Below are 21,553 nucleotides of genomic sequence, written 5' to 3'. Positions count from 1 at the left end.
TGATACAAGATGAATAAAAGTAGAATTGAGTTGCTGGATGTAGTAGCACTGACAGTTGATTTGCCTGAATATAACCTGTACCGTGGTCAAGTTGGCACAGTAGTAGAATTATTAGCTGGTGGTGCTGCATTTGAAGTTGAATTTAGCGATCGCAACGGACGCACTTATGAATCTGTCGGTTTACGCCCAGAGCAAATTATGGTGTTACATTTTGAGCCAGCATCCCCTGATTCAGTAAGGTCAATGGTGACAGCATAAGTTGTTGTGCCCTAAGCGATGCCTATGGCTGGCTACGCCTACGCAGCTTTATCAGATATTCTGAAATAAAATCATATCTATAAACCTTCCACAAAATATCCGATTATGGCGATCGTTGTTTCCCTTAGCCCAGAATTAGAACTACGACTGCGCGAGAAAGCTGCACAGCAAGGACAAGATGTTAGTTTCGTTGCAGCACAATTGCTAGAGGCTGTCCTAGAGTGGGAGGTGCAAAACTCAGAAGCAGCTATTAAGGGTATTCAGCAAGGATTAGAAGACTTTGAAGCGGGTAGATTCCGTTCATTTGATGATTTTGCTGAGGAGCAGCGTCGCAAGTATAATCTGCCAGCCGATTCATGAAATACTGCATTGATATCTCTAGTGTTGCTCAAGCAGAAGCAGACAGCGCATTTTTGCAGTTATCTTAACTAACTTCTCCTGAAAGAGCAAGTCAGTGGTATGCAGGATTACTCCAAGTCATTGAATCTTTATCGCAAATGCCAAGCCGATGTTCTCTAGCTAGAGAAAATGATTATTTTAGGCAAGAAATTCGCCAGGTACTTTACGGACGAGGGCGCAACTCATACCGAATAATTTTCACAATTTTGGTAGGACAAAAAATATCGACAGTGCGTGTTCTTCATATCCGTCACGCTGCACAGCAGACCCTTGGTGAAGCACCGGATGACTCTGAGGCGACCTAAAGACTAGCAACCGCACGGGGCTACGCTGGAGCATATTAAATATATACCAGCAAAGCGATCGCCTATGGTAATTTTGAGAGCGATCGCATTGCCAAAATTTTCTTGGATATCAACTTGCATACAAATTATGAATTACGAATTACATTAACATCTCTGCTTATCTTCAACATCTGATTTCCACCAGGCTGTAGTTCGTATTCAACCTTTTGAATATCTATGTTGTAACCCTTTGAAGTGTAATATTTAACTATTTCATCTAAATGTTGTGAATGTTTCCACATTAAAGTGATAAGGGGAAATATTCTAACTTCTTTAGCAATACGCAACATCTCACCTACTGAATTTAGATGAAAATCGTAATCGAGATGGTCAGAATATAAAAATAATAAATGCGAACAGAGAGCTATATCAAACTCTTGATTATCATAAGCCAGTTTTGGCAATTCACCGACTGTGTATCTGTTGCTCTTTTTGCCAGTCTTATAATCAGACAAAAATTCTTGAATAACTTTGACTCGATTGTGCCGCAAATCATCCGGGGATTTATGATAGCTCCACACCCAATCATTTGATGTAGCCTTGACTTGATTAATGATGTTATCTACCACTTCATTAAATCTTTTCAATATTTCATCACTGGAAAATTGGTACAGTGGATCAATAGAAACAACACTTTTACCGTGACGCGTCATTTCTGCATTAAAGCTTGCTGGACCATCCCCAATCCCAATGATTCTTTTATTTAAATCTACATTTGTTAAATTGAATATTTTTATATATTCATCCATTGACCTTCCAAAAGTAACTACTTGATCTAGAACCATTGCCATAGAATTTCCCTCATAAATAGACTGATTAAATAGGATAATAGCAAACTCAAAATCCTTTATGCGCTGCTAGACGGCAATCATTCAGAAGCACGTCAAGTTCTTTTACAACTTTCCAAGGATTTCTGCCTTTTAACACAGCAGCGATCGCAGCCTCATAAGGATTTCTACCTGTTCTTTTAACAGCAGCTATTGCAGCTTGATTTGATAATCCTCGGACACTAACTAGCCATGCCGCTAATATATGTCCAGTACGTCCAATTCCACCAGAGCAGTGTACAACGACTTTCTCATTTTGTTTATCTGCTTCGATTAAGAAAGGAAGTATTTTCTGTGTCAGGGTTTCTAAATCAGATAGATGGAAATCTGCAATTGGTGCCCAACAAACTAGCTGATTACCAAATTCCTGTTTGTATGTACCCAGAAGTTCAGAGTAATAAGCTAGCTGTTGATCAGGAAGAAGGCAGCAAACTCGCTTGATATATTGATACTTCATGAATTCTATCCAATCTTGAACCTTATTGTTAGTGTATCCAGGTCGTGCAGCACCAAACACTACTTGTTCGTTCTCCCAAGCTGGGGCAAACTTATATATCTTTAACAGTCTGACTTCGGAATCTTGGAAGTTGCTCGTTGCAGCCATAAAATAGTTAGTTATTTTTTGATTAAATAGAATACTTTGCTAAAGCCTTGTATAGTTCCCTTTTTCAGTTACTTCAACTCCAAGGATTTTACAACGTTTTTGCCGCGATCGCTTTACCTAATCCAGCAAGTGTAGCTGTGCATGAAGCTGTCGGGTTTTCACCTATAGGTGTATTTTGCAGAGGTGGGTATAAATTTAGTGAGTGGCATGATGTCGGGTGGTGGCAACTATCTCTGCAACAAGAGCAACCGCTACCTGTAAATCCACCTCTTTCTTTACTAGAACTTCAAAAATTGTCTCTGTGGGATGAAGCCTTAAAAAGTGGACTCTTGCTACTTCGAGTTTAAATTAGCTTCTTGCCATTATAGATTCTGACATACTAACTTTTGAAGTACTTTTGGGATTTAGAAAAGTTTTTAAATCTAATTCAAAGATAGGATTTTTAAATACTCTTGCACAGCAGTAAATAGTCCCACCTCCAAAGCATCGGCAATCAGAGCATGACCAATAGAGACTTCAAGTATGCCATAAATTGAACAGAACTTTTCTAGGTTTTGTAGATTTAAATCATGCCCAGCGTTTACTCCTAAACCAATTTCCTGAGCCTTTTGTGTTGCTTGTTGGTAGCCTTGAAATACAGACTCTACATTGCCATTACGAAAAGCTGTAGCATAAGGTTCTGTATATAGCTCAATGCGATCGCTTCCAATCTCTTTAGCACGTTTAATTTGAGTTAAGTCAGTATCCATAAACAAGCTAACTCGAACTCCGAGGTCTTTTAACTCTCGAATGATTGGTCTGAGCCGAAAGCCATCTGTAGCCAGATCCCATCCGTGGTCTGATGTAAAAGCATCAGGTGCATCGGGAACTAAGGTACACTGCGTTGGTTTGATTTTTCGGACTATCTCTAAAAATTCAGGTGATGGATTACCTTCTATGTTGAACTCAACAGTCAATATCTGCGCCAGTGCATCGACATCTTCGGGCTTGATATGTCGTTGGTCTGGGCGTGGGTGAACTGTGATTCCCTGTGCGCCAGCTTTAATGCAAGTAAAAGCCGCTTCAATCACACTCGGTCTACTAAAATTTCGAGTATTCCTGAGTAAAGCAACTTTGTTAAGGTTAACGCTGAGATTGGTCATACTACAAAATTTAGTCTATCGTTAGGTTTGTTATTATACCGCCAAGTAATGGATTTGATAACACCACATCTTTACGCAATTTGAGATTTTGAATCCGAGCAGCAGTGACTAATTTTGCAAAATCTTTATCAGTCCTAAAGTCTAGATTTGTGCTGAGATAAGGAAATTTTGTACCTGGGTAATCTTTTTTAGCTGGGCTGAAGTCTGCAATAACACCCGTACCTAAGTCAACGTGATTACCAAACCCAAGAGCATTTAAAATACTCAAGGCGAACATCCGTGCGAGAATCATTTGATTCTCTATCAGGAGAAAGTTTTGAGTAATGATAAAGCGATCGTCACCATGCTTAGGATTACCGGACTTTGAGTAGTTCAAAGACTTAACAACTATGAAGGTTTAGGTTGGGGTCATTTTATCCAAATTAGGAATTACGAATTATTCACTTTGCCTCGCCAAACAATTTCCTTAACTTTGATTTCTTTCGGGATCAATTTAATTTTGTAGAAAGTATCTGCAACCTCTTGTTGTTTAGTAATTACTTCATCTGTGAGCGGAAGTACATCATACTCACGCCGCTTTTCTGCTATTTCCAATACAGAAGCATCTATACCCAAAGCAGGGGAAAGAAATTTAGCAACCTCACCAGGATTATTCTTTGCCCAGTTACTGACTTCCTTGACCTGATCTAGAACTATTTTCAAGGCATCCGGCTTGGCATCAACAAAAGATTTGGCAGCCAGATAATAACCCCGATTGGGAGCTAATCCCGTCGCGTCAGCTAAAGCACGTGCGCCTGTTGCTGCTTCTGCTGCGGCTAAGTAAGGATCCCAAATTGCCCAAGCATCAACGTTTTTTCTCTCAAACACAGCACGAGCATCGGCGGGAGTGAGAGTTACTCGTTGGATGTCACTGTACTGTACTCCTGCTTTTTCCAGTGCTTTCACCAATAGGTAGTTAGCATTAGAACCTTTGGCAAAAGCAATTTTTTTGCCCTTGAGTTCAGCCACACTTTTAATAGGTGAATCCTTGGGCACCAGGATGGCTTCAGCCTTGGGACTCCAAGGATCGTACGCAACATAAACTAAAGGAACACCCCCAGCTTGAGCAAATATAGGTGGTGATTCTCCGGTATAGCCAAAATCAATACTGCCTGCATTCAATGCCTCTAGCAGTGGGGGACCAGCCGGAAATTCCGACCAAGTTACGGAAGATCCTGAAGCTGCAAAAGCTTTCTCTAATTCCCCTCTCGTCTTCAGTGCATAGAGGACAGTTGACGCTTTCTGGTAACCTATGTGAACTGTAGTACCGCTAGCTGCTGGACTGGGGCTAGTTGTCACTTGTGTGTCATTGTTGCTTGCGCTTGGAGAACAAGCAGAGACAGCCAAAGTTAAACTAAATCCCACTGCAAACAGTAGGGAAAAGGTGCGGATTCTTTGTTGTTGGAACCTTTGGAGGAAGGCAAAATCCATACCCAACAGTTGGGTTGGAGAGAACTTATTCAACATCATCACTCTGCTTTCAGGGTAAATTAATATCAGACTTCAGCAAACCTACGGCATAACTCCGGCAAGTTTATTGATTTACCGTATAATAAGAGAATGATAAAAATATCACATAGTTAAGGCGAAAAAGCAAGTTTATTTGCTGAATAAAAAATTTTTCTTAAAGCTACGGCTATTGGTGTCAAATCTAAACTCAATCGGATCACAAAGTAGGCGATGACAGATAATATTCTTCAACAACAGATTGAGTACTATCGCGCTAGAGCCAACGAATATGATGAGTGGTTCTATAGGATAGGACGCTACGATCGCGGTATCGAAAACAATCAGCGCTGGTTTAATGAAGTAGCAGTTATCAAAAATACATTACACCAAATTGGCGTGGTGGATGATATTTTAGAGTTAGCATGTGGAACAGGTATCTGGACGCAGGAGCTTTTAAGTATCGGTAAAAAAATTACTGCGATCGATGCCTCTGAAGAAGTGATTGCAATTAATCGCTCTAAGTTATTTTCACTGAGTGTTGAATATCACTTAATTGATTTATTTGCATGGCAACCTGATACTGAATATGATTTAGTGTTCTTTGCTTTTTGGCTCTCTCATGTGCCACCAAAATTACTCGATTCATTTTTGACGAAAGTTTATCAATCTGTTTGCGTTGGTGGACAAGTATTTATCATTGATTCTTCCTTTGAACCGACATCCACGGCTAACAATCATATCCTTGAAGACGATGGAAACATATATAAAACCCGTAAGTTAAATAATGGTCAAGAATTCCAGATTTTCAAGATTTTTTATCAGCCAGATGAACTTAAGGATAAGCTAAAAAAAGCAGGTTTTCAGGCTGAGGTGAAGGTGACAGATAACTATTTTATTTATGCACAGGGGAAAAAGGTTTAGCAGATAGCCCACAGGGAGCATCCCAAATGTGTAAAAACATAATTTGTCATTGCGTAGGCGGAGCCTTCCCGTAGGGTACGGAATGCAGTCAAGCAAAGCAATCGTTTTGTACAGATGAAGCGAATTGCAACATTTGGGCTACCCTACGGGTTCTGGGTTCGCAAAGCGTCTGGTAGAGTTGGACTACGCTTCATTAGTAAATTTGCTTGCATTGGGATGCTCCCTTGCCCACAGACTTATGACACACTCCTGAGAGGATGTCTGAGAAGTATTAAATATTTGCTGATCCCCCCACTCCCCACGCCAGTCACTCCACTTGGGGAAACCCCAGACGCTCTTTACAAGACCAGAGGCGAACGCGGACTCGTTGGCGCAGCCCTCTGGTAGAGAAGAGGCTGCGCTATGGGCGGCATCGTCTCACGCCACTTGACGCCAGTCCGCTCAAGTCACCAGACCATGCACGGCAGTTCCTCTTGGGGGAAACCCCCAGACGCTCGCGGACTCGCTAACGCTGCGCTATCGCCCTTGGCGTCTCCCTTTGGGAGAAGACCGGACTGCCGACGCTCCTACGTCGCTAACGCTGCGCTAACACCACACGGCTGGCTCCTTTACTTGAAGCTCAAGACCGCATTGGCTCCCCATGAGCAAGCGGTGTGAATTTAGAGGGATCTCTGAGCGTTTGGTGTATACAAAAAACTTTTCAGACATCCTCTAAAGCTAGGTACTGATGCTTGAGCATGTATGTATATTGGTAATAGCTATACAGATGACTTCTGTAGAGCTAAAGGTGTAGAAATGAAATGTATTTTGATTGACAGTGAACAACGTGATCAACAGCTAGGTGAACAGAGAGTTGAAGACCTTTTTTAAATTGAAGATAGGCTATTTATTGATCAATCTTAGTAAACTATGATTGCCGAATAAGCAAAATAAAATACACTAGCTGCCTAATAGACAGTTTGCAATGCAAATTATTAAAGTACTAACCAGAGTCTATCTAAGTCCGATAGACTTGGATGAGGCGATCGCTTTCTATGAAAACCTTTTTACAGAAAAATGTTGGTTGTGGTTTCAATATTCTGAGGCTGAGTTGGAACTCGCAGGTGTGGGTTCTATTCTTTTAATTGCTGGTTCAGCTGAAACCCTTTCTCCATTCAAAAGTACACACGCAACATTTCTCGTTGATTCCCTCAATGATTTTAAAGAAGTACTTATTCAGCAGGGTGCAGTGATTCTGGCGGAACCTAACAATGTTCCCACTGGATTTAATATGCGAGCGATGCATCCTGATGGAACCATTATTGAGTATATTGAGTTTGGATAATTAATTTTTAACCCAAAAAGGATTTGCTGTGAAGGCTGCAATCAGACTGGCTAATCAAAATGATACAACAGCGCTATAGCAATCCTAATCATTCGTGAGAGATAAAATCGCTGAGATGCCTATAAATACGTACTTTTAATCTCCGTATTTTCTCACGTTTCAATTCAGATTGCTATAGTGCAAGAAGCAAGAAAGCTTATACAGTAAGCTTTTTAGGCTTTTTCAACTGGATAGTTATTTCTGCTGTGCTGCACTAGTCGCTTGCTGTATTTTGGCAGATAAAGGCTACTCAAAAATTATTAGCGAATTTTCCGGAATCGATAACAGCGGGGTGGTATCACTTATTAGAGCATCGATATTATACTGAACCTCTATAACTAACCTTCGGGGAATATAGCCCTATTGTTTCCGCTCAAAACCCCGGTCATGAAGACCGGGTTTTTGATTTTACTTCTATTTTCCGTTTTTCTAACTAGTTCAGTTCTTTATTTAGGCTTGTCGTGACTATCATTACCTTTTGTACTGTTTGAATCGTCTGGGATTTCCGAATCATCTAGGTTGTTAGACTTATTAATATTTCCTTGGGACTTGGTTGTACCAAAAAAATAAACGACTGCAATTTTCACAATATCAAAGTATGCAGGACGATTAGTCGGATCAACAATTGCCAAAGAGAGCGAACCTGCTACTAAGATAACTAATATAGGATGTAACTGTTCTTCTCCAGAAAAATTGCTATATTCATTTACAATTTTTTGGTTTATTTTTGACAAAAAAGTAATGTGTTAGATTGGTAAAGTTTTCTAGCACATCTTAAATTCAGTTATGGATACTTAGAGACGAAATTTTGAACGACTCTAAAAAGCTTTGCAAATAAATTTAGACTTTCACACTAGCAGCAATATTGTTCCTTGAGAGTGAGCGAGGATATTAGTTGAGAATGATGCAAGATATGAAAGTCAAATATTATTTGTGAGATTTTAACGAACAGATTCAAAAATTACTGTCGTCAATATTAAGCAAAGAAGAATAAGTTCACACCGGAAAATGAGCCAATAAAAAACAAAAGGTAGTAGTAGACTCATAACAATATCTGAACCTCCGAAAATAGGTGACAAAACATAAGCGATCGCTAGACAAAATAATCCCAGCGCAAAATATTTAATGAATTGATAAGTCAAACGAAATAAAAAGCTGTGACGATTATTAGTCATATTTTCTCCTGATAAATGAATAAAAAAATAACAGGGTTGATGTGGTACTTATTAGAACCATATCAACCCTGCTGTAGTCTTTTTCTAGACTCTCTTGGGCTGGAAAATTATTCACTTGATCACCTCAATAATGAAAACAATTTTCTAGGGAAATTATTAAAAACGTAGGCAGGACACACTAATTCTATTCTGTCTGTTGCATTTAGTCCCGATGGGAAAACACTCGCCAGTGGTGGCTATGACAAAACAGTTCGCTTCTGCGACATCGAGACTGATCAATGTATCCAAATTTTGCAAGGATACAGCAATTGGGTACACGATCTAGCTCTAAGTCCAGATGGAAAGATAATTGCTAGTAGCAATGATGATAAAACCGTCAGGCTGTGGGATGTTCAAACTAATCAATGTATTAGCATTTTGGAAGGCCATGCTGGTTGTGTTTGGTCTGTTGCTTTTAGTCCGCTCTCTGGGGGACTATTAGCTAGTGGCGGTGATGACCAAACCATCCGCTTTTGGGATACTCTGAGTGGACAGTGCGTGAAAGTTTTGCAAAATAGCGATCGCATCCGCTCTATTGCTTTTAGTCATGATGGTCAAATTCTGACTAGTGGTAGTGTTGACTGCAATATCAAGCTATGGAATATTCGGACTGAGGAATGGTTTGAAACTTTACAGGGGCATACAAATTAGGTGCAGTCTGTCAGTTTTAGTCCTAATGGTAAAATCCTCGCCAAATGTCACTATATTTGCCAGATACTTCCAGGATTTTCTAGATTAATTTAAAAAAATATATTAATTAAATGTCGCAATTTAATCCTAAAAGAATTGAGTTATATGAAATTAAAGATATAGATCGGCTTCCTCAACTGCAAAAACTTTCATCAAAAGACCGCTTGGCAATGAAAGCAGTTGCCCAAGTATTGCCGTTCCGTGTCAATAATTACGTAGTAGAGGAACTGATTGACTGGGAGAAAATTCCTGATGATCCCATCTTTCGCTTTACCTTTCCTCAAGAAGAAATGTTAGCTCCTGAATCTTTAGACAAGGTTATTTGGCATCTGCAAAATTCCACGCCAGAAGACCTGCGTCAGGTAATAAATACAGTGCGATCGCAACTCAACCCCCATCCCGCCGGACAAGCAGAATACAATATTCCAACTTTAGATGGAAAACAAGTACCAGGAATTCAACATAAATATTCCGAAACAGTCTTGATTTTTCCGACAGCAGGTCAAACTTGTCATGCATATTGTACATGCAAACATCTGTCCATTATGGCACACTAGGATCATTGGACAGAAATCAAAACTGAAATTGCTCAAGCAGCCCTCCAACGCATTCGTAGTACAGGCGCACAGATTCGCACCCAAGGACCACTTATGCGGGGAATTAATGATTCTTCGCAAGTATGGATACAGATGTGGCAAGAAGAACAAGTTCGCCTTGGTTGCATTCCCTACTATATGTTTATGGAACGAGATACTGGAGCAAAACATTATTTTGAAGTGCCAATTATTCGAGCTTGGGAAATTTATCAAACAGCAATACAAAAAGTGTCTGGGTTAGCTCGTACCGTTCGGGGCCCAGTCATGTCAGCACTACTAGGTAAAGTTGCAGTGGATGGCGTAACTGAGATTTATGGCAAGAAAGTATTTGTACTTTCTTTTTTACAACGCGATCCTAATTGGTGTAAACGTCCTTTCTTTGCACGTTATGACGAGAAAGCAACCTGGTTAACTGATTTAGTTCCAGCTATGGGAGAAAAGGAATTTTTCTATGAGAATAAATTAAAGGAAATTCTGAAAACACAAAGTTACAGCAGAATTCACGAGTCAGAAGTCAGAAATAAAACAGGCTTTATATCTGGCTTTGAGACTTAGTTTGTGTACCACACCCAACTTGAAATCTGCTGTAAATTGAGGATTGGGATAATTTGATGGGGGATACCCTGCGGGAAGCAAGCTATAAAACCGTGACCAGATTGGAGAATAATTTATACTTCTTTCCAGAAACTTTTAAGAGATTTTATTGGTCTGGTTCTCCAAATTCTGCAAAAATCTGCCAATGTCATCTTCTCCTCAAGGTATTCCCGGATTACCTGATTTGACGCATCCGATTGAGCTTGTTCAATTTGGAACCCAGGCGCTCAAAGCTTCACTGTTATTAGTATTTTTGATTGTAGCTTTAGGAGTTGCGATCGCACTGATAAGTTTTTCTCTCCGTCGCAGTCAGCCGGAACAACTTATATTCATCGGTGAATGGGCTATTGGTTATTCCCAACTGTTGCGCGGATTACAGCATTTAACTTTGGTATTAGTTCTGTTAATACCAGGATTTTTTCTTTGTTCAACTTTAAGCAATCGCTACCACCACTGGGAACAAGCAAGGGTCGCTCAAGTGGCCCAAAGTGTTGCAGGTGAAAAGCTGGAACAATTTGCGCCCCAAGTTCGCTACTCTATTCAAGAGCCATACTCATATAGCACTCAAGTCGGTGGCAAAATAGTTAAGGTAAATGAGACACGAGACATCAACCGCTTTTTGACGTTGGCTGGTTCGCAAATTCAAGTCAAGCTTGACCAAAGTGTAGATGTTCCAGGTCGCAGCTCAACTTATCGGGCAAATTATACTGCAGATTATAAAGTAGTTAACCAACTCAAGGATATTAATAATTTTTTCTTTGAAGCACCACCACCCAACGGCTATACACTGCTTGCTAGCTACAAAATCGAGCGTGACAGTACTAGGTTACAACAAACTAATCCGGGAGACTATGGTTTTCCCTTCCAGCTGCAACCAGGGGAAGAAACCACCTTTCGAGTCACCTATCAGGCTAGAGGCGGGCCTCGCTGGGTTTATAGTGCAGCGGGACAGATGCTATCTAACTTCCGCCTCACAGCAATTGCTAACTTTGCTCCGGCTAATTTTGCTAGTGGTATTGAACCTGATGAGATTAAATCTGACGGACGCAGTACGCAATTTACTTGGAAATTTGACGATAATGTTTCAGTCAAAAATCCATTTGGAGTGTTTACCAACACTGAACCTATTCGTCATACGGGAGTAATTGGGCGTCTTTTATTACTAGCACCAGCAATATTTTTGTGGTGGATATTGTTGTTATATTTATCACTGCCAATGAGTTTCAAAAATGTCGCGATCGCTGGTAGTATTTTCTTTGCTTGTCTATTGACTTTGACCTATCTAGCTCGCGTTATAAATGCTCAGTTGGCTTGGACTTTAATTTCCATCAGCTTACTAATTTTAACATGGGGATTGGGAGCCAGCCGCAGTGCTTCCCTGGCTGCGATTATCTGTACTATTGCTGGAGCAGTATTACCCATCTTTGGATTATTAGTACCGTTTAGCGGCCTCACCCTCAGCCTAGCAGGTTTGCTTTCAGCCGTTTGGCTAGGAGTTCGTCACTGGTATGGCTGGTACAATTTGCACCCAGAAGACCAAAGATTGCAGGCTCAGAAAAACGTTAAAGATTAGGTGATTCCGTTATGATTAGCGAAGTTTTAGCAAATAGCATTTATGGATAACGATTTACTGGCTTTCTTTGCAGCTGCTGGGTTACTTATTGTCTATCTCATCTTTTCTGCATTGACTGAAATGGGAACTAAACTACCTTGGAAGAAATAACCTAATGGGGGGATAAAGTTACTAAAATCAAAAATCTGCAAATTGAATGGGCTGGAATAGCTAAAAAGTTTACACTTCTAAACCTCATTGGGCTTGGAAAAAGAAGTAAACATCCTTTAGGCTGAGTTGATATACTTATTGTTCGAGAGAGTGCCAAATGCCCGAACCACAGAAGAATCACATTAAAATCGAGCCAGCAACCCTAGTTTTAATTGTGTCTCTCCTAATACTCTTACCTCTGCTGTTTGTTGGCTTTTTGTCGCAGTGAAGCTCGTGAGGAATACTCAACAGATATATTTTCCCGATGTTTTTCACAAAATCTGAACGAGTCGGACTTTGTATTGCCATGCCATCTTAACCCAATCTCCTAAATGAAAAAAGGATAGCAGTTCAGTATAGATAGCGATCGCTTATGACAGTTGCGTAATTTCTACTGGTAATAAAAATTACCATAGGCTTCGTACCGTACTCCTACGGGGAAGCAAGCTACGCGTAGCGTCTCGCAGAGAGGAGAGCAACTGCATTTGTGCATGGGGGTAAGGCGCACTTCTCTACAAGACGCTCTTGCTAGCTTGCTTCCCCGTAGGGGTACGACACGCTCAGTGACTACAGGCGATTTTAATCGCTGCTCAATTACTTATGGTAAATCATGAGATAATATATGTGATGTCGAAATCGGATAAGGCACTACTACCCAATAGAAACGGCTTTCCAGTAGATAAGAGACTGTCGCGTAGTCTCGTAGTGGGTAGAAGCATATGATCACTGAGCTTGACGAAGTGTCGATTGCTACTGGCAAAGCAATGTGTTTCTGGGGCGTGGGGATGAGTCCATCCTCTATTAATCGTAACTGCACCTAGAGGTTCAGGGGATAGTGTTTCGGAACCTGTACAAGACCCAAACTGCTATTTCTCTTTCTCTACTAAAAGCCCGCGACTAAAGTCGTGGGCAATGCGTTACAGAAAGTTAGAATAAAATGTCATTTATGGAACCTTCTGGAACTCTTGCTGGTTTAGATATTCTGGTAGTTGAGGATGATAATGATACTCGCTTTTTCATCACTACTGTGTTGGAAATGGATGGAGCAAAAGTTATATCAGTAATATCAGCAGATGCGGCACGCAAAGTATTATCCGAATTGCAGCCCGATGTTTTAATTTCTGATATTGGGTTACCTGGGGAGGATGGTTACACTTTCATCCGCAAATTTCGTGCACTCAAACCAAAGAATGGTGGACGAGTACCTGCTATTGCTTTAACAGCCTATACTGATAGTGAGGCTCGTATCCGTGCCTTGGAAGGTGGCTTTGACACTCATGTATCTAAACCGATTGATCCAGAAGAACTAGTTGAGATAGTAGCTAGCTTGGTTGCTTGTTGTAATTGGTAACGATTGTAGTGCCTGATGTCTTTAAGATTGGGAGGCACAGGTTTAGTCAAAACTATAATCTACAAAGAGGCTGTAGATAAGCTAATAATCATTCAAAAGAGGCGGATAAGCTAATAATCATTCAAAAGAGGCGAACAAAATCAGGGCTGAAGTCTTGACTACGTTTTTACTCAGGTTGATTAACCGGACATAATACAAGTGTGAAGTATCAGCTTTGCTTTAATTATCAAACAATGTTAGCGCGATGCCTACGGCGGGCTACGCCTACGCCTTTTTTCTCAGGTGCGTAAGCTACTGTTAACACACCTAATTAACCCAAAACTAGTTAGGCAAAACCTGCCGTAGTGCTGCTAAAAGTTGGTCAACACTTTCCTTACGACTATTAAAGCCCATCAATCCCACGCGCCAAACTTTACCAGCGAGTTCGCCAAGACCACCGCCAATTTCAATATTATGTTCATTGAGTAACTGCCGGGCGATCGCTTTCCCATCTACCCCTGTTGGAATGCGGACAGTAGTAAGCGTTGGCAGTCTATACTCTTGCTCAACGTGCATACTCAGTCCTAAGTTCTCCAACCCTTGCCAGAGATATTCTACGTTCTTTTGATGCCGCTGCCAGGAGTTTACTAACCCCTCTTCTGCAAGCAAACGTAGTGCTTCCCGCAATGCATAGTATAAATTAATCGGTGCTGTATGGTGATAGGTGCGTTCAGGGCCCCAATACTTGCCCAGCAACAAGATATCTAAATACCAGTTTGCAACCTTCGTTTTGCGCTGTTGCAATTTCTCAACTGCACGCGGACTCATTGTAAAAGGCGAAGCACCAGGTGGGCAACCCAACCCTTTTTGGCTACAACTATAAGTTAGGTCAATTCCCCAAGCATCCAAAAACAAAGGGACACCACCTAAACTTGTGACTGAATCCACCAACAACAAAGTGCCAAATTCACGACACAAATCAGCGACTCCTTCCAACGGTTGACGTGCGCCGGTGGAGGTTTCGGCATGAACTAGAGCTAAAATAGTTGGACGATGAGTTTTTAACGCTGTTTGGAGTTCATCAAGGTTGAAAACTTGTCCCCAAGGTTTGGTAATGGTTCGCACATCCGCACCATAACGTCCAGCCATATCCACAAGGCGATTACCGAAGTAACCAGCTACACCAATTAAAACCACATCACCGGGTTCAACGACATTGGCGATGGTTGCTTCCATTGCGGCTGTTCCCGTACCGCTGACTGCAATGGTGAGTGGGTTTTCAGTTTGCCATACGTAGCGTAGCAACGACTGAATTTCATCCATGAGTGCGAGAAAAGCTGGGTCAAGATGCCCAACTGGTGAAGTATTCATCGCCTGGAGAACTGTAGGATGGGCATTGGAGGGCCCAGGCCCTAACAGTAGACGGGATGGGATTTCTAGCGGTGTGAGTTGCAAGCGCCCAGAGTCGTTGATGGAAATTGTTTGCGTCATAATCAGTCTTCGCTTAGACCATACTTACCGGATCATAGAGCGATGGCTCCGCCAACGCCAGAGGCGAACGCATCACCGATGTTTTAGCTGAACCGAATGTTCGCCTCTGTTCACCGCAAATCGGGAGTGATGAGATGAATTTTTGGGCGATTTGGAGTCCCACTCTTGAGCGATATTTGATTTTAATCATTATTACCTGGCATGGGTCGTGTAGGTATTTAGCAGCACATTCTCTTCATGTTCGTCCTAATGCCAAGAATGCCGGATGCCATTGAGTAATTCCGTCATCCGTCAATCGTCAACGAATAGAGACGATTAGAGTCAAGCTAAAGTAATTCGTAATTGAATTAGTTAAGGATTTATACCCCAACAAGTAAGCTGATACGTTTTAAATTGCGTAGTTCAAATCGCTAAGAAGACGGGGAGACGCAAACACACAAAGATGCAATTTGAATTACGATTAGCTTAAAGACCATCCATTTTACAATTTGGTGTGGTGTTTCACCGACTATTACGAATTACGTAGCTTGCTTCTCAGCCGGAGGCGAGTATTACGAATTACGAATTAGTTAAACCTGACTGCATAACATGTGCGATCGCAATATCTGTGAACCTGAATTTATTTAAAAACTTTGACCCCCGACCCCGACTAATCATTGCTGTCGGACTCGCTGTATTAGTTTCAGTAATCCTTCCGCCTTCACTGCACTTACCCACTCGCATTCTCTGCGCTTGGAACTTTGGTATTGACTTTTTCTTAGCCGTAACGTGGTGGAAAATGCTCAAAGCTACCCCAAAAAAAATTCGCCGTTATGCTGAGAATGAATATGAAGGATATTTGGCTATATTCATGCTAATAATAGCTGCGGCTTGTGCTAGTGTTTTAGCCATTGGGTTTTTACTAAATGATAAAAAAGGGTTGTCAACAATGCTGCTTACCCTACATGTCATACTTGCAATTATGACCATTGTCGGTTCTTGGTTAGTAGTGCATACGATGTTTGCAGTGCAATATGCACACAGCTATTACAAATATATTAATCGTAATAATAGTGAAGAAATCACCAGAGGATTAGATTTTCCTCATAACGACTGTCCAGACTATTGGGAATTTTTATATTATTCTTTTGTAGTTGGCATGACTAGTCAAGTTTCAGATGTGCAGACTACATCACCCGATATGAGGCGCTTGACTCTGTTACATGGCATATTATCCTTCTTTTTCAATACCACTATTTTAGCTATGACTATTAATATCGTTGCATCGCTGATTTAAAAATTGCTTAACTCAGCCAAAACTCTAATTATTTACTCCTCTACCCTTTTTTTCTGACTAAAGTCCTTGCTACAAACCTTTAACTATTTACGCCGTTTGACTTATAATTATTTAAACATTGTCTAGAAAAATATATACATTAAATGCTAATTGAACAAGACGAAATTGCTATTCGTCTAATGCAAGATGAAATATATGATTATGAGTTGATGGCAAAATGGTTAACTGATGAACAAATTTTGAAATTTTATGAAGGAAGAGATATTCTTTTTGATTTAGAAAGAATTATAGAAACGTACAAACCTATGATCAGGGGAGATGACCCGGTTGTTCCGTGTCTGTTCTACTATCGAAATATCCCCATTGGTTATTTGCAGTATTGTGCGCTCAATGACTTATCCCAAACCGATAGACAATTGTATCATCTCGATGAAACTGATTATGTCTACGGAATTGACTTGTTCATAGGCGAAACCGACTATTGGAACAAGGGAATTGGTACAAAAATCTTGTCAGCAGTTATAAGTTATATTTTTGAACAGCGACAAGCTCATAAAATTGTCATAGATCCTCATGTTGACAATCCTCGCGCTATCCGTTGCTATGAAAAATGTGGTTTTGTGAAAATAAAACTATTGCCCGCCCATGAACTGCATGAAGGGGAATACTCAGATTGTTGGCTCATGGCAATAGACCGAAAGAATCCATTGCACTCCTAATTTACAACAGTTCCTCAGTTAATGTCCCAGGGGAAACGTATCTTAGAGAGTATTATATAAAGTAAATCAAAAGTTAGGGTATGTTACGGCTTTAGCCTAACGTACCGTGTTACTCGACATAACACAAATGATGCAGCGGGAGCATTTTAATGAAATAACACCAATTTTCAAACGCCAACTTTCACTTTAGGTAGCTTATTTCGTACAAATATTCATAATCGGATCGCTACTAACTGTGGATTTTAATCAATTTCTTAAAAGTTTTGATCAGGCTTGTTTAGCCATTACTGCTAAATTCGCCACACATTCATGAAATTGGAGCTTTAATGCTGGAAACACCGGACAAGGCGCTTGTTCTTGTAAATTATCCGGCTTACTCCAAGTAAAGGGGGCTTTCTGCGCTGCTGACATCCACACTAGACGCTTTGCTCGTGTCATCGCAACGTAGAGTAAACGGTACTCCTCAGATATTTTCAAATGCTTTGCTTGTTCCCATGCTTGCGTAACATCTGGTATGGTAGATTCACCGTGGAGAGCAGCACGAATTTGGGCGCGGGCTACTTCTGATAAGGTAAAATCTCCTAAGAACTGGCTTTGGGGAGGAACCCAAAATCTCCCAGGAATCAAGTTTTCGTGGAGAAAGGGGAGAAATACATAGTCCCAATCCAGCCCTTTGGCTTTGTGCATTGTAATAATGGTCAGTTGACCGCAACGAGTGTAACGTTCTTCCGAATCCTCGGTTTCCACTGGTTCAAACCGTTCGGAACTGACGATTTCACTTAAAGCTGACAGCATTCCCCCCATCGAACTATTGCCAGCTATCTGCTGGTTTACCCGTTCTGCGAGTTTGTCAGCAGTTGCCAATTCTGCCTGATCATAATTTAAGGTTAAGGCGAGAAAGGAAATTAGTTGGTACAGGGGCAATTCCAAACGGGCGCGAAGTAAGCTGCGACACAAGCGAGCGGCTTTTTGAACTGTTTCTGGCTGGGGTGCTGCTAGGGGGCCAGGATACAAAAATTCTTCTGGGAGACTAGCAAGGGCGTTGAGGTCTTGGGTAGGAATTAATTGGCGCTGTACTAATGCCTCTAAGGCGGCTTTGAGGTAATCGGGGGAGTGGGGGCGATCGCAAAATTGCAGTAATGCTAAAATTTCTTGCGGAACATGGGAACGACGATCGCGTTCTCCCACATCGTAGAGTATAATATTATGCTCTTTGCACACAGGTGTCAGAGCCTCTGCTAACCATCTTCCTTGACGATTTTCTCGCACTAAAATCGCTGCACTAGTTTTTGTTGGATCTTCGCTAAATAACTTGATCACTCTTTGAGATAACAATTCAACCGTGTGATGAATGTCACGCGGGGTATAAAGTTCCAATCCTCGTCCTGTTGGTGCTGGGTTGGCGTTAGTTTGTGGATCACCAGCTTCAACAGGGTGAATTGTCTGCAAGCGAAATGGTACTTGTCGGTTGTCAGGAGTCTGTTGTTTTTTATTGGTTGTTGCTAACCACTGATTATTGATCCATTTGAGGGCAAAGTTAGCAGCTTCAATGATAATTCTAGTACTACGTCCAGCTTGATCCATCGTTGCTAATCGTTTGATGCGATCGCACTCTTCGCAAAATTGCCGAAAATAAATCGGATCGGCTGGGGTGAAGGTGGAGTTAATCGCTTGGTTGGGGTCGCCAACTCGTACTAGATTAAGTGAGGAGTGAGGAGAGACGCGATTAATCGCGTCTGTACTGAGGAGTGAGGAGTTATCTCCCTTGTCCCCATCACTCGCCAAAATTTCTAACAGCTGCGTCTGTAGGGGGCTAGAATCTTGGGCTTCGTCTTCAAAGACGGCGAATACTTGGTTTTGCTCGATGCGACGGGCACTGTCGTTTTCCAAAACACGTAGTGCAGCTAAAATCATATCGTCGTAGTCGATGAAATCACGCGATCGCATTAAGTTTTGATATTGCTCATACAATCCCGCCGCTACGCTCAAAATTGCATATTCGTCTGTGGTTTGTTTACTCCACTCCCGCAACCTTTCTGGCGATATCCCAGAACTTTTTGCTTCATGAATTACCGTATTAGCCAATTCCGGCAATACTTCTGTTCGTAGCACCGATTGGCGACGCAACCTTTCTGTCTCTTCTCCGTCAAATTGATGACCTTCTAATAACCGCAAATATATTCCTGGATTATTCGCAATCCATTGCTCTACAGCTGTTCGGATAAAGCGGTGACTTTGAGTTGGTGTAATTAATGTGACATTTTCTAACTGCAAACCCGATAAATCTGAATGGCGACTGGCAATATTCAACGCTAGACCATGTAGGGTATAGACAAAAAAGCCCATTTGAGGTAATGATAATTCCTTTAAGTCTTTGCGGATCTTCGCTTTAATATTGGCAGCAGCAGAGCGAGTAAAAGTAACAACTACCAATTGACGGCGGGAGGATGAACGTTCATACTGACGGGCGATCGCGATCGCCGCCGCCGCCGCCATACCAGTAGATTTGCCTGCACCAGGAACGGCAGAAATAGCTAGGGGGCCAGATTGCCAGTCAGCCATTTGTTGTTGTCCAGGGCGCAGACCGTTGCGGATTGCTAAAATCTTCTCCCGCAGAGAAGGAACAGGCGATCGCTCAGACAATTCTGAATGGAGTGATTCTTGAGCCACAGAAGCAGTAAATTTAGAGTCTGACATATCAAATTTTCTATTTTAAATAGATGTTGAATGTAATTCCCAAGCTACAGATATGAATAATTTTTGGTGATTCTCTGTAAATATATCTTAAGCCCCCCTTAAAAAAAGGGGTTGGGGGGAACTTCCGGCTAAAAATATCACTAACTAGTACAAGTCGGCGCAAGTTTGCCTAACTTTAACAAGGAGATTTTGCCCCTTGTTAAGACCCAAGTCTTGTTAATTGAGATGGTATGTGGATTAACGCGTCCGCTGTACTAGTTAATTCGCAGATAAGTCTAATGATTAAGAATATATAATAATGAATAAATCGGTTTTTTACTAGTAGAATAGTAATCTAATTTTTTTAAAAGAGAGTGTATATAGGAGTCCTAAATCATTAGTGAAAAGTAAGATCCCCGACAACTTTTACGAAGTCGGGGATCTGGACACCGGGAATTTTCATACATTTAAATATTCTGTCAATCCTGTGACTAAACAAATTAGCCAAGCGTTATTTGTTCAGTCACGGGATTGTTAAGAAATCTAAAAAGGAAATCTCAAGCGATGCCTACGGCGGGCTGCACCTACGCAGCCTCACCTGAAGATTGATTATAAACACAATGCAGATCCAACTATTGCCCGTTTTGATGAACTGCTATAAAAACCAGAAATACCGGGCTAACTTGTACAGTTGAAAATGACTTTTAGAGTAGCTCTTTGAGATTTTACTGTTCTTCCACAATTGATTCACTAAAGATAGCTACGTACAACCATCCTGCTAAAATAGCTCCCAAGATAGGAGCTATCCAGAACAGCCAGACTTGCGAAAAAAGTTCTACACCTGCAAATAGAGCAACTCCAGTACTACGAGCAGGATTAACCGAGGTATTGGTTACAGGAATGCTGATTAGGTGAATTAAGGTGAGTCCAAAACCAATTGCCAGTGGTGCAAATCCCTTAGGAGCGCGGCTATCAGTCACACCCAGAATAATCAGCAGAAACATGAAAGTCATCACAACTTCAGTAATCAGGCAAGTAAACAGCGTATAACCACCTGGAGAATGAGTACCATAGCCGTTGGTAGCCAGTGGGTTGAAGCCAGTCAACGAAAATCCAGTTTTGCCGCTAGCAATCAGGTAGATAATGCCCCCAGCAACAACTGCGCCGATCACTTGAGAGAGGATGTAAGGTAGTAAGTCAGACCCCGGAAAGCGCTTACCCGCCCATAGTCCAAACGAAACAGCCGGGTTGAAATGACCACCAGAAATATGACCAAAAGCATAAGCCCCTGTGAGGACAGTAAGCCCAAATGCCAGGGATACACCTAGTAATCCAATACCCAATGGAAAAGAAGTATTCTCGCTGATTTTTGCAGCATCTTCTGTGTAGGCGGCGGCTAGAACAGCACTACCACAGCCACCTAAAACAAGCCAGAATGTACCGATAAATTCGGCCAAACAACGTTTCGTGAGAGACATTTTCAGAAAACTCCTTGTTCAGCTACAAACGAGTAATAGCTATGTTGAATAATGCTTGAGTCATTCCTGTCAACAGAAAATCCATTGCATTTGTTTCGTTATGAAACTAAATCGAAAAAATAGGAATTTGTTTTTTCCTCAATAATTGTGGCGATAAAGTATGAAGATACTGGAAAAGCTAAAATTCCCAAAAAATTCTTAATAAATTAAGAATTTTCCTCTCATGATATAAAACTCATATTTGATTTTTGAAATATCCGTAGGGGAGCCAGTGCGTTTTTTCAAAAATCAAATCGTATTGGTATATCTCTGTTGAGATTCTTGATCCAGTGCGTTCTATTAAAAGTTATTACAAAATTTAAATAGATTTTGTGCTCTATA

Annotated in this window: 22 protein-coding genes and 1 pseudogene; 13 read left to right on the top strand and 10 right to left on the bottom strand. The window is 41.2% G+C overall.

Annotated features, from left to right (window positions below; genetic code table 11):
* Positions 1 to 9: 9 nt before the first annotated feature.
* From V7K40_RS25675 to V7K40_RS25665, 3 genes and pseudogenes are all read left to right on the top strand, one after another.
* The gene (locus V7K40_RS25675; RefSeq protein ID WP_334964746.1) at positions 10 to 258 is read left to right on the top strand and encodes a DUF4926 domain-containing protein; all 249 of its coding nucleotides are present in this window, start codon (positions 10 to 12) and stop codon (positions 256 to 258) included.
* A gap of 105 nt (positions 259 to 363) precedes the next feature.
* Positions 364 to 618: a hypothetical protein gene (locus V7K40_RS25670; RefSeq protein WP_334964744.1), complete on the top strand. Its 255-nt coding sequence runs from the start codon at positions 364 to 366 to the stop codon at positions 616 to 618.
* Positions 619 to 707: 89 nt separating this feature from the next.
* Positions 708 to 962, top strand: a pseudogene (locus V7K40_RS25665) (type II toxin-antitoxin system RelE/ParE family toxin); the annotation flags it as partial.
* 125 nt (positions 963 to 1,087) lie between these two features.
* Here V7K40_RS25665 and V7K40_RS25660 read toward each other — a convergent pair.
* Positions 1,088 to 1,792: an SAM-dependent methyltransferase gene (locus tag V7K40_RS25660; RefSeq protein ID WP_334964743.1), complete on the bottom strand. Its 705-nt coding sequence runs from the start codon at positions 1,790 to 1,792 to the stop codon at positions 1,088 to 1,090.
* 46 nt (positions 1,793 to 1,838) lie between these two features.
* Positions 1,839 to 2,384: a dual specificity protein phosphatase family protein gene (locus V7K40_RS25655; protein WP_334964969.1), complete on the bottom strand. Its 546-nt coding sequence runs from the start codon at positions 2,382 to 2,384 to the stop codon at positions 1,839 to 1,841.
* A gap of 95 nt (positions 2,385 to 2,479) precedes the next feature.
* Between V7K40_RS25655 and V7K40_RS25650 the strand changes: the two genes are divergently transcribed.
* Positions 2,480 to 2,779 carry a hypothetical protein gene (locus tag V7K40_RS25650; RefSeq protein WP_334964741.1) on the top strand — a complete coding sequence of 100 codons (300 nt, stop codon included), beginning with the start codon at positions 2,480 to 2,482 and terminating at the stop codon, positions 2,777 to 2,779.
* A 75-nt stretch (positions 2,780 to 2,854) separates the two neighbouring features.
* On the opposite strand, the gene V7K40_RS25645 is transcribed toward V7K40_RS25650, so the two are convergent.
* From V7K40_RS25645 to V7K40_RS25635, 3 genes are read right to left on the bottom strand one after another with little or no spacing between them, the layout of a single operon-like run.
* Positions 2,855 to 3,574, bottom strand: coding sequence for a pyridoxine 5'-phosphate synthase (locus tag V7K40_RS25645; protein ID WP_334964739.1), 720 nt, complete (start codon positions 3,572 to 3,574; stop codon positions 2,855 to 2,857).
* 10 nt (positions 3,575 to 3,584) lie between these two features.
* Entirely contained in the window at positions 3,585 to 3,950 is a 366-nt protein-coding gene (locus V7K40_RS25640) for a hypothetical protein (protein WP_334964737.1), read from the bottom strand.
* Positions 3,951 to 4,003: 53 nt separating this feature from the next.
* Positions 4,004 to 5,080, bottom strand: a complete 1,077-nt coding sequence (locus V7K40_RS25635) for a sulfonate ABC transporter substrate-binding protein (RefSeq protein WP_334964967.1) — start codon at positions 5,078 to 5,080, stop codon at positions 4,004 to 4,006.
* A 213-nt stretch (positions 5,081 to 5,293) separates the two neighbouring features.
* Here V7K40_RS25635 and V7K40_RS25630 point away from each other — a divergent pair, with 213 nt between their 5' ends.
* Both V7K40_RS25630 and V7K40_RS25625 read left to right on the top strand, forming a co-directional pair.
* The gene (locus V7K40_RS25630; protein ID WP_334964735.1) at positions 5,294 to 5,983 is read left to right on the top strand and encodes a class I SAM-dependent methyltransferase; all 690 of its coding nucleotides are present in this window, start codon (positions 5,294 to 5,296) and stop codon (positions 5,981 to 5,983) included.
* A 964-nt stretch (positions 5,984 to 6,947) separates the two neighbouring features.
* On the top strand, positions 6,948 to 7,307 hold the full coding sequence (locus V7K40_RS25625) for a VOC family protein (RefSeq protein WP_334964733.1): 360 nt from the start codon (positions 6,948 to 6,950) through the stop codon (positions 7,305 to 7,307).
* Between the two features lie 485 nt (positions 7,308 to 7,792).
* Here the strand turns inward: V7K40_RS25625 and V7K40_RS25620 are convergent, their stop codons facing one another.
* Entirely contained in the window at positions 7,793 to 8,080 is a 288-nt protein-coding gene (locus V7K40_RS25620; RefSeq protein ID WP_334964731.1) for a hypothetical protein, read from the bottom strand.
* Between the two features lie 627 nt (positions 8,081 to 8,707).
* On the opposite strand from V7K40_RS25620, the gene V7K40_RS25615 reads away from it, so the two are divergent.
* The 5 genes from V7K40_RS25615 (at position 8,708) to V7K40_RS25595 (ending at position 13,553) form a co-directional block, all read left to right on the top strand.
* Positions 8,708 to 9,211: a WD40 repeat domain-containing protein gene (locus tag V7K40_RS25615; protein WP_334964965.1), complete on the top strand. Its 504-nt coding sequence runs from the start codon at positions 8,708 to 8,710 to the stop codon at positions 9,209 to 9,211.
* A 110-nt stretch (positions 9,212 to 9,321) separates the two neighbouring features.
* Positions 9,322 to 9,807, top strand: a complete 486-nt coding sequence (locus tag V7K40_RS25610; protein WP_334964729.1) for a hypothetical protein — start codon at positions 9,322 to 9,324, stop codon at positions 9,805 to 9,807.
* A gap of 93 nt (positions 9,808 to 9,900) precedes the next feature.
* Positions 9,901 to 10,401, top strand: a complete 501-nt coding sequence (locus V7K40_RS25605) for a hypothetical protein (protein WP_334964727.1) — start codon at positions 9,901 to 9,903, stop codon at positions 10,399 to 10,401.
* Positions 10,402 to 10,585: 184 nt separating this feature from the next.
* Positions 10,586 to 12,013, top strand: a complete 1,428-nt coding sequence (locus V7K40_RS25600) for a hypothetical protein (protein WP_334964725.1) — start codon at positions 10,586 to 10,588, stop codon at positions 12,011 to 12,013.
* Positions 12,014 to 13,148: 1,135 nt separating this feature from the next.
* Positions 13,149 to 13,553 (top strand): response regulator, encoded by a 405-nt coding sequence (locus V7K40_RS25595; protein ID WP_334964723.1) that lies wholly within the window; start codon positions 13,149 to 13,151, stop codon positions 13,551 to 13,553.
* Between the two features lie 321 nt (positions 13,554 to 13,874).
* Here V7K40_RS25595 and V7K40_RS25590 read toward each other — a convergent pair whose 3' ends face one another.
* Complete coding sequence (locus tag V7K40_RS25590) at positions 13,875 to 15,023, bottom strand: alanine--glyoxylate aminotransferase family protein (protein ID WP_334964721.1); 1,149 nt, start codon at positions 15,021 to 15,023, stop codon at positions 13,875 to 13,877.
* 13 nt (positions 15,024 to 15,036) lie between these two features.
* Complete coding sequence (locus V7K40_RS25585) at positions 15,037 to 15,186, bottom strand: hypothetical protein (protein ID WP_334964719.1); 150 nt, start codon at positions 15,184 to 15,186, stop codon at positions 15,037 to 15,039.
* Positions 15,187 to 15,630: 444 nt separating this feature from the next.
* Here V7K40_RS25585 and V7K40_RS25580 point away from each other — a divergent pair, with 444 nt between their 5' ends.
* Complete coding sequence (locus V7K40_RS25580; protein WP_334964717.1) at positions 15,631 to 16,299, top strand: DUF1345 domain-containing protein; 669 nt, start codon at positions 15,631 to 15,633, stop codon at positions 16,297 to 16,299.
* Between the two features lie 143 nt (positions 16,300 to 16,442).
* Positions 16,443 to 17,018, top strand: a complete 576-nt coding sequence (locus V7K40_RS25575; RefSeq protein ID WP_334964715.1) for a GNAT family N-acetyltransferase — start codon at positions 16,443 to 16,445, stop codon at positions 17,016 to 17,018.
* 267 nt (positions 17,019 to 17,285) lie between these two features.
* Here V7K40_RS25575 and V7K40_RS25570 read toward each other — a convergent pair whose 3' ends face one another.
* Together V7K40_RS25570 and aqpZ are read right to left on the bottom strand one after the other, a co-directional pair.
* Positions 17,286 to 19,715, bottom strand: a complete 2,430-nt coding sequence (locus tag V7K40_RS25570) for an ATP-dependent helicase (RefSeq protein ID WP_334964713.1) — start codon at positions 19,713 to 19,715, stop codon at positions 17,286 to 17,288.
* A gap of 704 nt (positions 19,716 to 20,419) precedes the next feature.
* Complete coding sequence (gene aqpZ, locus V7K40_RS25565; protein ID WP_334964711.1) at positions 20,420 to 21,172, bottom strand: aquaporin Z; 753 nt, start codon at positions 21,170 to 21,172, stop codon at positions 20,420 to 20,422.
* Between the last annotated feature and the right edge of the window lie 381 nt (positions 21,173 to 21,553).

The sequence above is a fragment of the Nostoc sp. genome, assembly GCF_036917195.1.
Lineage (GTDB): Bacteria > Cyanobacteriota > Cyanobacteriia > Cyanobacteriales > Nostocaceae > Nostoc.
The sequence above is the reverse complement of the archived record's forward strand: the minus strand, read 5'-3'. Positions and strand labels throughout refer to the sequence as shown.